Genomic DNA, 12,585 nt, shown 5'->3' with positions numbered 1-12,585 from the left:
GCTCGCTCCCACAGGGGATTTTCGAACACTAGAGATCCAATGTGGGAGCGAGCTTGCTCCGGGCGGCGTTCCGACGATGAGGCCCGCCCGGTCAACGCGAATTCAGTGGCGTTTGATGAACCCGGTCAACGCCGCAATCGCTTCCGGCGAGCGCAACCGTTGGGTGAACTGTGCGCTCTCTTCTTCTATTGCCTTGCGCAGTTGTTCGCGGTCCGGGGCTTTCATCAATTGCTTGCTGATACGCACCGCTTCCGGTGGCAGCGACTCGAAACGCAACGCCATCTCCCGTGCCTTGGCCAACGCCGCTTCGCCACTGTCCAAGGCTTCGGTTGCAATGCCCCACCGCGCGGCTTGTTCACCACTGAAACCTTCACCCAGCAATAACAATTCCGCCGCTTTGGCCTGCCCGAGCAGTCGCGGCAGGATCAGGCTGGAACCGAACTCCGGGCAGAGACCGAGATTCACGAACGGCATGCGAAGGCGCGCATCGCGGCTGACGTACACCAGATCGCAATGCAGCAGCATCGTCGTGCCAATGCCAACCGCCGCACCGGCCACGGCGGCGATCACCGGTTTGCGGCATTCGAGCAGGGTGAGCATGAACTGAAACACCGGGCTGTCGAGGTTGCTAGGTGGTTGCTGGATGAAGTCGGCGATGTCGTTACCAGCGGTGAAGCACTCGGCGCTGCCAGTGATCAGCACGGCGTTAATTTCAGGGTCGGTATCGGCCAGTTTCAATGCTTCGGCCAAGTGGCTGTACATGGCGCGGGTCAGGGCGTTTTTCTTGTCGGGGCGGTTGAGGCGCAGGATCAGCAGGCCGCGCTCACGTTCAAATTGGATGGCATCGCTCATGGTCGGTCTCGCGTCTGAAAATCAGCGCTCAACCACGGAGGACAAAGACATCCGCCAGCAGTTGATTGCGCGGCAATCCCGCCAGGTACAAGCGCCGGGCAAAGGCGTCGACGCTGTCAGGGGCCCCGCAGAGTAAGGCCAGGGTTTGCCGGGAGACAAGCCGCAGTTGCGCCAAAGCCTCTGGCAACTCGGCCGCTGTCCACAGCTCAATGCCCAGGTTCGGGTGGCTGGCTGCCATGGCTTGCAGGGGTTTGGCCAGGTAATGTTCCTCGGCATCATGGGCCAGGTGAATGACACGAATGGCACCTTGGTGATCTTGCCGTAGCGCTTCACGCAAGATACCGAACAACGGCCCCAAACCCGTGCCGGCGGCCATCAGCCAAAGCGGTCGGGTGTTCCAGTCCAGGTCGTAATGCAAGGCCCCACCGCGCAACTCGCCGAGGCGGATCGAATCACCGATTTTCAACTGACGGGCCGCGTCGCTGAATTCCCCCGACTGGCGACAATCGAGGTGGAACTCCAGAAAACGGTCTTCTTCCGGCAGGCTGGCCAATGAATACGGGCGCGCCACGTTGCCCGCCCACAACACCAGATGCTGCCCGGCGCTGTAGCGCAAAGGGCTTTGAGGGGTCAGGCGCAAACGCAACACGCTGGCGCTTAACCAATCGACAGCCGCCACCTCGGCCGGGCGGCCGTCTTGCTGAGGATCGAAGGTGTGCACCTGCAAGTCCTCGACCACCTGACACTGACACGCCAGGCGCCAGCCTTGCTGACGCTGGTCTGCGCTCAGGGCGTCGGGGCGGCTGTCACTCGGCAGCCCTTGGACACATTGCACCAGACAGGCATGGCAACTGCCGGCGCGACAGCTGTAGGGCACAGACACGCCGTTCTGATTCAACGCATCGAGCAGGTTGCTGCCCGCCGCCACCGACCATTGGCGTTCGCCGACCCGTAACTCAGGCATCGACGTTCTCCCACGCGGCCGCGCAACGATTGCGGCCGTCACGCTTGGCGCGATAAAGCGCCTGGTCGGCGCGCTGCAAGGCTTCATCAAGATCGTCGCCCAGTTCGAGCAACGTCATGCCCGCCGACAAGCTGAGATGGGCGACGTTGAGTCCGATCAGTTCTACATCGGTGAACGCAATGCGCAGCCGCTCGCAACAGGAGGTCAAGCGCTCGGCGTTGCAATCGGGCAACAGCACGACGAATTCTTCGCCACCGTAACGGGCCAGCACATCGCCATCGCGCAAGCAGGCGGTGGCCACGGCGGCAAAGGCTTGCAGCACCTGATCACCGGCGGCATGGCCGTGCACATCGTTGATCCGTTTGAAATGGTCGAGGTCGATCAGCGCCAGGCCATGCATGACACCGGCGTCCATGGCCTTCAGCTCACGGGAGGCCAGGCGCAGGAAATGCCGGCGATTAAACAGCCCGGTCAGTTCGTCCGTGGCCACCAGGTCTTCGAGCTGGCGCATCATCCCGCGCAGGGTGTCCTGATGCGCCTGCAAGGCAAATCGGCGCTGACGCATGCGTTGACGGGAGGCCTGGACGTGACGGGCATAAAGTTCCAGCCAGACCAACACGATGAGCAACACGCACACCTGCAATGCGGCCAGTGCCGGGTCGGGTAACTGGAAGTGGTAGCCCTCCCACAGCGTGATCGCGCTGAAACTGACGAACACCAACAGCGCGCACCGCAAGAAGGCAAAGCGCGAAAGATGAAACAACCCGAACAGCAGAATCAGCACATAGAACACCAGGAACGCGCCGCGTGCCTCGTCCAGATGGGCGATCAACCAGGTTTGCCAACCCAGCCCCAGCAACACTTGCGCTTCAGTCAGGCTGGGGTCGGAAAAACGCAGGTTGCAGCCGCTGTAAAACACCGCAAACAACGCGGCCTGGCTGATGACCACCAGCGCACTGCCGATGGCCACGTTGTACAGGGATTCATCGTAATGACCGGTGAAAAACGCCAGCCACAACAGCAACAAAGCCAGGGCGTAGGTGCCGGCTGCGAGGGCAAAGCGTTTGAGCAACAAGCGCTGGATGGCGTTATGGGTCAATCGTTGACTCACCGTGCGAAGGGAGGCTGCTTGAGTGTCCTACTCTACAGACCGAATGCCACTTTAGTAGCGTGCCTGATAAATGACCATTCAATTTTAAGGGCGGAAAACTGGCGTCAGAACGCTGACTGACTTCCCCTTGTAAACGCTGTGTAGGAGCTGTCGAGTGAAACGAGGCTGCGATCTTTTGATCTTGTTTTTAAAAATCAAAGTCAAAAGATCGCAGCCTCGTTTCACTCGACAGCTCCTACAGGGATCGGGTTCACACGACCGACTTGCGTATGCGACCAACGATTGACTACCGGCGGGTGTGCCCGGAACCGAGGCGCGTTATACTGCCGCGCCTTTTTAGCGTCGCGCCAGCAGCCCCGGCGTGCCTTGTAAAGGTGCTTGCAACCGACCGATGCACCCAAGCTGCAAGCACCTTATTGAATGTTCCCGTCTTTTAGAGGAGCGCGACTCATGACCGTGATCAAGCAAGACGACCTGATTCAGAGCGTTGCCGACGCCCTGCAGTTCATTTCCTATTACCACCCCGTTGACTTCATCCAGGCGATGCACGAAGCCTACCTGCGCGAAGAATCGCCAGCGGCCCGTGACTCCATGGCGCAAATCCTGATCAACTCGCGGATGTGCGCCACAGGCCACCGCCCGATCTGCCAGGACACCGGCATCGTTACCGTCTTCGTTCGCGTGGGCATGGACGTACGTTGGGATGGCGCCACCATGGGCCTGGACGACATGATCAACGAAGGCGTGCGCCGGGCTTACAACCTGCCGGAAAACGTCCTGCGTGCCTCGATCCTCGCCGACCCGGCGGGCGCTCGTAAAAACACCAAGGACAACACCCCGGCCGTTATCCACTACTCCATCGTTCCGGGTAACACCGTGGAAGTGGACGTGGCGGCCAAGGGCGGCGGTTCCGAGAACAAGTCGAAAATGGCCATGCTCAATCCGTCTGATTCGATCGTCGACTGGGTGTTGAAGACTGTTCCGGAAATGGGCGCCGGCTGGTGCCCACCGGGCATGCTGGGTATCGGTATCGGCGGCACCGCCGAGAAAGCCGCCGTCATGGCCAAGGAAGTGTTGATGGAATCCATCGACATTCACGAACTGAAAGCGCGTGGCCCACAGAACCGTATCGAAGAGATGCGTCTGGAGCTGTTCGAGAAGGTCAACCAACTGGGCATCGGCGCCCAGGGCCTCGGTGGCCTGACCACCGTGCTCGACGTGAAGATCATGGATTACCCGACCCACGCCGCTTCGTTGCCGGTGTGCATGATCCCCAACTGCGCCGCCACCCGTCACGCGCATTTCGTGCTCGACGGTTCCGGCCCGGCCTCGCTGGAAGCGCCGCCGCTGGACGCCTACCCGGAAATCGTCTGGGAAGCCGGCCCGTCGGCCCGTCGCGTGAACCTCGACACCCTGACCCCGGAAGACGTGCAGAGCTGGAAGCCGGGCGAAACCGTGCTGCTCAACGGCAAGATGCTCACCGGTCGCGACGCTGCGCACAAGCGCATGGTCGAGATGCTGAACAAGGGTGAAACCCTGCCGGTTGACCTCAAAGGTCGCTTCATCTACTACGTCGGCCCGGTTGATCCGGTGCGCGAAGAAGTGGTGGGCCCTGCCGGTCCGACCACCGCGACGCGGATGGACAAGTTCACCCGTCAGATCCTCGAACAAACCGGCCTGCTGGGCATGATCGGCAAATCCGAGCGCGGCCCGACCGCGATCGAAGCGATCAAGGACCACAAAGCCGTTTACCTGATGGCAGTCGGCGGCGCGGCTTACCTGGTGGCGCAAGCCATCAAGAAATCCCGCGTGGTGGCTTTCGCCGAACTGGGCATGGAAGCGATCTACGAGTTCGACGTGAAAGACATGCCGGTTACCGTTGCGGTTGATAGCAAGGGTGAGTCGGTACACATCACCGGTCCTGCCATCTGGCAGAAAAAGATCAGTGAAAGCCTGGCGGTAGAAGTGCAGTAAGCACTTCAGCCTGCCAATACGGCCGGGTCGTCTTTTAGATGACCCGGCCGTTTTTTTGCGTGTCACTTTTACTATTCGCTATATAACGCAGCGTTTTCCACGGTAATCGGTCTAAAAAAACCGGCCTCACCTGTCAGATCTGACAGGTCACACCTTCCCCTGATTTTGTTAGCGTCGCTCTATCACGCGACACCGTTGCTACGGGAGAGCGCAAAGCGGAAAACAGGATCAGCCCCATGGAAGAGCAAGCCTCCCTGAGCATCACTGAGCCCTCCATCGCCAAGAGTGCTTCCATTGCCACGATTGGCAAAAGCTGGGGATCGGTCGGCGTGACAGGCAGTGCCTCGTTCGAATTGCCGCTGCCCTTCTCAGCAGGGCGCGGTTTCGATCCCGCAATGGCGCTGAGCTATGACAGCCAGGGCGGTAACGGTCCGTTTGGCATTGGCAGGCGTTTGGGCACCAGTGCTATCACTCGCCGGACCAGCAAGGGGGTGCCCGATTACCTCGACGTCGACATCATGGTCGGTCCCGGTGGCGAGGAGTTGATGCCCGAGCTGGATGACGAGGGCAAGCCCAAGTCCAGAATCGAGACCCACTACCTCGAGCTCGATGATATTGGCGAACACCACGTTGTGCGCTACTGGCCGCGGATCGAGAGTTCGTTCAATTTGATCGAGCTCTGGCAACCAGAAGAAAAACTGCCCTTCTGGCTGGTGCACGGGGCCGATGGCAGCCTGCACGTCTACGGCAAGACCGACGCTTCGCGCCGTGCCGAACCTGTCGACCCGAACAACGCTGACGCGCCGCAGCGTATCGGTGTGTGGCTACTGCTCGAAAGCATGAACCCCCACGGCGAACACATTTGTTTCGACTACAAGCCCGAAGATCAGGCACACACCCCGAATGACAAACACGACTATCGTGCCCAGCGTTACCTGCACCGGGTGTGTTACGGCAACGCCCGGGCCAGCAAAGACTTGTACGCCTGGACGGTGGAAAACCCGGCGAGCCTGGACTGGCATTTCCACTTGGTGTTCGACTACGGCGAGCGGACCCTCGATCTGGAAAAAAAACCGCTCTACGGACCGCCATTTGATGCGCCCGGCGAGGGTTATGGTGAGTGGCAACTGCGCAGCGACCCCTTCCACAGCTACACCTACGGATTCGAACTGGGCACCCGACGTCTGTGCCATCAGGTATTGATGTTTCACCACTTCCCCGAGCAGTTGGGCCCCAAACCGGTACTCGTACGACGTTTGCTGCTGCAATACCAAACGACTCCCCTGGCATACACCCAACTGGCAGCAGCGCACTATCAGGCGTATGACGCCAGCGGCACCGTGGAAAACATGCCACCGGTGGAGTTCGACTATTCAGGCTTCGAACTCAATAAGGAGTCGAGCCCGTTCTTCCCCTTCGAAAACATGCCCGGCATCGAGGACGGCGCGCACCACCAATGCGTGGATCTGTTCGGTGAAGGCGTGCCCGGATTTATCTGTCGTTACGACCAGAGTTGGTATTACCGCGAACCCTTACGCGCACTGACGGGGGGCGATGACATCCACTATGGCCCATGGACAGAACTGGCCCGCATCCCCGTGGCCGATCGCAATCAGCCGACCTATCAGGCGCTGACCGATCTGACCGGCGACGGCCGGCTCGACTGGATCCTCGCCTCGCCCGGCGTGAGCGGTTTCCACACCCTGAATCCTGATCGCAGCTGGTCAGGGTTCATTCCCTTTTCGGCGTTCCCGGTGGAGTTCTTCCACACGCTTTCACAATCTGGCGACTTGATGGGCGACGGGCTCAGTTCGATGGCGCTGATCGGCCCGCGGAGCGTGCGCCTGTACGCCAATCGGCGTGAGGACGGTTTCGCCCCGGGCCAGGACGTCGAGCACACACCGGCCACCGACCGCCTGCCACTGTTCAGCAACTCCCGCACCGAACTGGTGATGCTGGGCAATTTACTGGGCAGCGACATGAGCGAGCTGTGCCGCATCCGGCACGACGAAATAAAATGCTGGCCGAACCTCGGTCACGGGCGGTTCGGCAAGGGTTTTGTCATGAGTGCCCTGCCCTTCGACTACGCGACATTCGATGCGGCGCGAGTGCGGATTGCTGACTTGGACGGCTCCGGTGCACCGGCACTCATTTATCTGAAGTCCGATTGTTTCGAGATCTATTTCAATCACGGCGGCAATGGTCTGGAGCAAACCCCCGTAACGGTCCCGTGGCCCGAAGAAATCCGCTACGACAACCTGTGCCAGGTCACCCTCGCCGACCTGCAAGGCCTGGGGTGCGCGAGCCTGATCCTGACCGTGCCGCACATGAAACCACAGCACTGGCGCTACGATTTCGTCAGCGCCAAGCCCTACATGCTGGTCGCCAGTAACAACAACATGGGTTGCAGTACGCAGGTGGTGTATCGCAGTTCGGCACAGGAATGGCTGGATGAAAAGAATCGGATACTCAAGCTCAAACGCTTGCCGATTTGCTACCTGCCGTTCCCGGTACCGGTGGTCAAGCAACAAAGCCAGCTCGATGAAATCACCGGCAACTGCCTGAACCAGTTTCTCCAGTATTTGCACGGTTACTACGATGGCCGAAACCGCGAGTTTCGCGGCTTCGGGCTGCTGCGCCAGACCGACAGCGAAACCAGCGCAAGTGAAGACGACATCGGCTTTACCGCCCCGGCGCTGGTCTGCACCTGGTTTCACACCGGACGGCAAATCGACCTGCCACGCGATGGCTATTTCAACCGTGACTCCGAAGCGTGTGATTTGAAACCCACGCTGTTCTGCCAGTATCACCGCAACGACGCTTTCGATGACCCAGTCCCGCCGCCCGACGAAGCCACCACCCACGAAATCGCCCGCGCCCTCGCAGGTTCAGTGCTGCGTGTGGAAACCTACGCCGCCGACGATGACCTGGCCATGGCGGTGCCTTTCGCAGTGGAGGAAAGTCGTTACAAGGTCCGCGAACTGCGCAAAAAGGGAGACCATGACGCTTACCCCATCATGCTGCCCTTGCCGCTGGAAAAGATCAGCTATCAGTACGAACGCTTCGTGAATGACCCGCTGTGCCGACATGAAATCACGTTGGGCCACGACGAGTTTGGGCTGCCTGTGCATGCCATTACGGTCAGCTATGCCCGGCGCAGAAACCCGGATGATGACGATCCGCCGTTCGATGACGCTGATGAAAAAAAATGGTGGACGGATGCCCATGACCCGGCCCAACAGTCCTACTACCTGAGTGAATCCCGCGCCGAGTTCATTCACTTGAAGGAGGACCTGCAAGGCTGGCGACTGGGCCTGCCTTATCTGCAACGTGGCAATGCGTTGGTACTGCCCAAGAAGCCAGCATCCGGGGGGCTCGCCCCCGCAGACATTTCCTATGAAGGATTTATCGATCTGTACGCCTCGCCCGAATGGGTCGCTCAGAGGCTACTGACCACGCAGTCGGTCTATCGCTACCTCAAGACTGCCGATCAAACACCGCTCGCCGATGGCAAAGCCGAGTTCGAGGCACTGCAGGCACCGCTGGAAATTGCCCAACTGGACAAGACAGCACTGCAAGCCTACGACACGGTGCCGTCGCTCGTTATTCGGGACGAACTGGAAAAAATCGGCTATTCGACCATGCCTCTGGTTCTCGGGGTGGATGAGGCGGCAGACAAGGAGGAGGACAAGGAGAGGAATCTATGGTCGTCCCGGTATGGTTATGCCAAGTACGGCGAGCTCGACAGTTTTTACAAAGTGATGGAGTACAACGAAACGCCCAGTTACGGCATCACGACAGCCCGCTACGACGCCTACTGTCTGCTGCCGAAAAGCATCACGCAGCCGGACGGGTGCGAAGCCCGTTTCGAATATGACTATCACGCGCTGCAACTCATGCGCAGCATCGATGCCAATGACAATGTCGAGGAAGCCCTTTACGAGCCGTCCGGACAACCCCTTGCCATCAGTTTTTATGGCACTGAAGACGGCGAAGAAATGGGTTTTCGCCCCCTCGACGAACACGAACGTCCTGCGGACCATCGTCCGGACCCTGCCATCGAAAATCCGCAACGCGCCCTGCAAAAAGCGGCCAGCGTATTGCGCAAGGACCTGTTCAGCTGGATGGGCGAACTCCCCCATTCCGTCAGGCAGACACCTGACTGGCTGACCACCTGGATTGCGCAAGGTTACGTGCTACCCACCCTGCATATTCGCGCCAGCGCCAGACGTAGACTCTCTCGGCTCAAGTCCCTGACCGGGCCTGAACAAGCGCTGCTCGACCTGATCCACTCGATTCCCCGAGAACCGGTGCACAGCGTCGTCCTCACCGCTGACCGCTATTGGGATGATGAGCTGCAGCAAATCCAGATCGTCAAAGCTTTCGTGGATGGTTTCGGCCGGCCACTGCAGACCAAACAGTTGGTCGCGCCGGGACAGGCTTTTGTGGTGGAAAACGGTGAGCTGGTGATTGAAGACGGCAAGCCAAAGGTCGCGCACGCCAATCCGCGCTGGCGCGTCAGCGAACGAGTGGAATACAACAACAAAGGCCTGGCTGTTCGGGTATTTCGCCCTTACTTCGCCAATGGGCACCGCTATATCAATGACCATTCCTTCCGTGAGTTCGGCCATCACGATCAGAACTTTTACGACGTGCTGGGTCGCCAGAAAAAAGTCATCAACGCCAAAGGAGATGTCGCGCTCGAGGTCATCCATCCCTGGTACTCCACCAGCCTGGACTTTAATGACACCTATGTTGCGCCGCCTGAAAGTGAGTTGAAGGGAGGCAAACAATGACAACCACGGTTCATTGGCGCACTCCGAACCTGACGGTCATTGATAGTCGGGGCTTGCCGATTCGCCAGGTCGCGTACTTGCGCAAGGTCGCTGCCGGCCCAGTGGAACACCTGATCACCCGCCAGCACTACGACGCTGCCGGGCGATTGCTCGAACAATGGGACCCGCGACTGTTCGGCGTCGTCCCCAACCTGGCCACGGTCTACCGCCTGTCCGGTGAACCGCTGAAAGTCGACAGCGTCGACGCTGGCTGGCGTCTGAGCCTGCCAGGGTTGGCCGGAGAAGCGCTGCAGCGCTGGGACCAACGTGGTAGTCATTGGCGCATCACCTACGACGCTCTGTTGCGCCCGATTGCCATCGAGGAAAACGGTGAGCCGAATGTCGAAACCTTTACCTACGTCGATGCCTCCGCCGATCCTGCTTTCAACCGGCGCGGCCAATTGACCGAACAGCTCGACCGTTCCGGCACCTTGAGTCTCGACAGTTACAGCTTATTGGGGCAATCACTGCGCGAAACCCGAACCCTGGCCGAGGGCAAGCCCTACCGCAGCAGCTGGATTTACAGCCCACTCGGCACACTGCTGAGCCAGACCGATGCCGGTGATCACCAGCAACAGTTGCGTTATGACGTCGTCGGGCAGCTCCAGCAGGTTGAGCTACGGATTAAAGATGGCTTGGGCTGGGAATCGGTTCTGAAAGAAGCGCAGTACAACGCCGCCGGCCAGATCATCGAACAACGCGCCAGCAACGAAGTGCTCGGCACTTGGACCTACGACTCGGCCGATGGGCGCCTGTCTACGCAGCGCGCGCAAAAAAACGCCGAGACAGCGCTGCAAGATTTCGAATATTTCTACGACCGCGTTGGCAACATCATCCGCCTCGCAGACCACGCCTTCCAGCCGACTTTTTTCGCCAACCAGCTAATCGACGGCCACCGCGACTTCACCTATGACTCGCTGTACCGGCTGACCAGTGCCACCGGTTACGACGATGCCCAGCCGTCGGATATTCCGGGCCGGCCCCTGCCCGACGATCCGAACAATCGGCTCAATTACACTCAACACTATGAGTACGATTCTGGTGGCAACCTGATCAAACTGCGTCACGTACGTGCGGGCGCCTCACAGACCCGCGAGATGTTCATCGACCCTGCCAGCAACCACGGTGTGCGCTGGAAACCTGATGATCCGGTCCCTGATTTCGAAAAATTGTATGACCGCCATGGCAATCTCCAGAACTTGCAGCCGGGCAAAGCCTTGCAGTGGAACTGCCTGGACCAACTGGAATCGGTAACGCTGGTCAAACGCACCAACGGCCCGGATGACGAAGAGTTCTACCGCTACAGCCAGGGCGTGCGCGTGTACAAACGCCACGAAACCCACACGTCGTCACTCAGCCATTTCCAGGAAGTGATCTACCTGCCGGGCCTGGAAATCCGCACCCGCGACAACGGCGAAGAATTGCACGTAATCACCCTGCCTGGCGGGCACGGCAGCGTGCGTTGCCTGCACTGGGTCAGCGGCAAACCCGCCAACATCGCTGCCGATCAATTGCGCTACAGCCTCGATGACCACTTGGGTTCCTGTGCGCTGGAGCTCGATCAAAATGCGCAGGTGATCAGCGAAGAAGGTTATTACCCGTTCGGAGCCACGGCCTGGTTCGCGCGGGGAAGTGAGGTGGACGTCGACTACAAAACCGTCCGCTATTCCGGCAAGGAAATGGATGACAGCGGGCTGTATTACTACGGCGCGCGTTACTACGCGCCGTGGTTGCAACGTTGGGTCAGTGCCGACCCGGCGGGGGATGTGGACGGGCTGAATCTGTACGCGATGGCGGGTAACAATCCGATCGTTTTTACAGACACCGATGGACAGACTTTTGGCAACTTCCTGGACGGGTTCGTTGAAACGAACGAGCAGCGAACCAGCAGAAAAAGTCAGAGTGCAGCAGATCAAATTCAATACAGAGCCAATATGAGCTTATCGGGAGCTATCGTACGACATACGAAAATCCTGGAGCTCACCACCCGAAGAGCCCAGGAAGCTGAGACACCAATTCTCAACCACCAGTCAGCGACGGCACATGGACAATCCGCAGCGATAAGGACGGTGGCGCACATCGGAGGACAAGCCATCAGTTACGCAGCGGGTATCGGCATCGGCACCGCAACAGCAGCACTGGGAAGCGTCGCAGGACCTGTTGGTATCGCCGTTGGCATCTTTCTTGGGTTCGTGGCAAAAAAAGCGGTGAGTATGGGGGTAGATTTTGCTTCAGAACGCTTGAGCCTCGGCGCCTCGGTTAAATTCAAGGCAAGCAAACTGGACCCAAACCGAATAGTGGCCAAAGGCGAATACAAGGCCATGAATTATGGTTCATACGCTATTAACAAATTCAGGGGAATGGGCCGCGGCATCATTGAACTGAACAAGAAGGGGTGGCTAAAGGGTGGTAAGGAAGCAGTGAACGTTGGCGCAAGCATCGGTATGAAGGCTGCCGGCACTCCCTTTGCCAGTGAAATCGGCGCTGCGCTCAGTACCGTGACAGGCACATTTGAGGTACTGCATGAAATCGCAGGAGCAGGTGCTGAGCTCACGCAGGAGAAAATAGACAGAGCGGACGCACACATCAGCGGGATGATCGAGCTATTGAACGCAGGGGTAAGTGAACTTGAAAGCCTGTTTGACCAAGCCGGACGCAGTTCAATTCATACCTATAGTCCGCTCAGTAAAATTTTCGGGAAGTCTCCCGGCGACACGCGCGCAAGCGTGAGGAGCGCTACAGACGCAACCATTGCACAATTGAGGCGGACACAAACCATGCTCAGGGCGGCCTGATCGGGCGGCAACACGTCACGCTTTGCGTGCTATCGTGCTCGCCCTGTCTTTCGC

6 protein-coding genes are annotated in these 12,585 nt (G+C 59.2%); 3 read left to right on the top strand and 3 right to left on the bottom strand.

Going from position 1 to position 12,585, the window contains the following annotated elements:
* Nucleotides 1–102: 102 nt before the first annotated feature.
* Genes E3W21_RS01985 through E3W21_RS01975 form a run of 3 tightly spaced genes read right to left on the bottom strand, consistent with a single transcriptional unit; the run spans nucleotide 103 to nucleotide 2,915 of the window.
* A complete protein-coding gene (locus E3W21_RS01985) occupies nucleotides 103–852 on the bottom strand; it encodes an enoyl-CoA hydratase-related protein (protein ID WP_134417501.1) in 750 nt (249 codons plus the stop codon).
* Nucleotides 853–880: 28 nt separating this feature from the next.
* Entirely contained in the window at nucleotides 881–1,816 is a 936-nt protein-coding gene (locus E3W21_RS01980) for an iron-sulfur-binding ferredoxin reductase (RefSeq protein ID WP_134417499.1), read from the bottom strand.
* Entirely contained in the window at nucleotides 1,809–2,915 is a 1,107-nt protein-coding gene (locus E3W21_RS01975; protein WP_134417497.1) for a GGDEF domain-containing protein, read from the bottom strand. Before E3W21_RS01975 ends, E3W21_RS01980 begins: the two co-directional genes overlap by 8 nt.
* A gap of 462 nt (nucleotides 2,916–3,377) precedes the next feature.
* On the opposite strand from E3W21_RS01975, the gene E3W21_RS01970 reads away from it, so the two are divergent.
* The 3 genes from E3W21_RS01970 (at nucleotide 3,378) to E3W21_RS01960 (ending at nucleotide 12,531) form a co-directional block, all read left to right on the top strand.
* Entirely contained in the window at nucleotides 3,378–4,901 is a 1,524-nt protein-coding gene (locus tag E3W21_RS01970; RefSeq protein WP_129437918.1) for a fumarate hydratase, read from the top strand.
* A gap of 236 nt (nucleotides 4,902–5,137) precedes the next feature.
* Nucleotides 5,138–9,697, top strand: coding sequence for a SpvB/TcaC N-terminal domain-containing protein (locus tag E3W21_RS01965; protein WP_134417495.1), 4,560 nt, complete (start codon nucleotides 5,138–5,140; stop codon nucleotides 9,695–9,697).
* Nucleotides 9,694–12,531: an RHS repeat domain-containing protein gene (locus E3W21_RS01960; protein ID WP_134417493.1), complete on the top strand. Its 2,838-nt coding sequence runs from the start codon at nucleotides 9,694–9,696 to the stop codon at nucleotides 12,529–12,531. Before E3W21_RS01965 ends, E3W21_RS01960 begins: the two co-directional genes overlap by 4 nt.
* Nucleotides 12,532–12,585: the final 54 nt, after the last annotated feature.

Origin of the sequence: Pseudomonas sp. F01002, assembly GCF_004402115.1 — a bacterium.
Taxonomy (GTDB): Bacteria; Pseudomonadota; Gammaproteobacteria; order Pseudomonadales; family Pseudomonadaceae; genus Aquipseudomonas; species Aquipseudomonas frigoris.
This window is presented reverse-complemented; position numbering and strand designations above follow the sequence as displayed.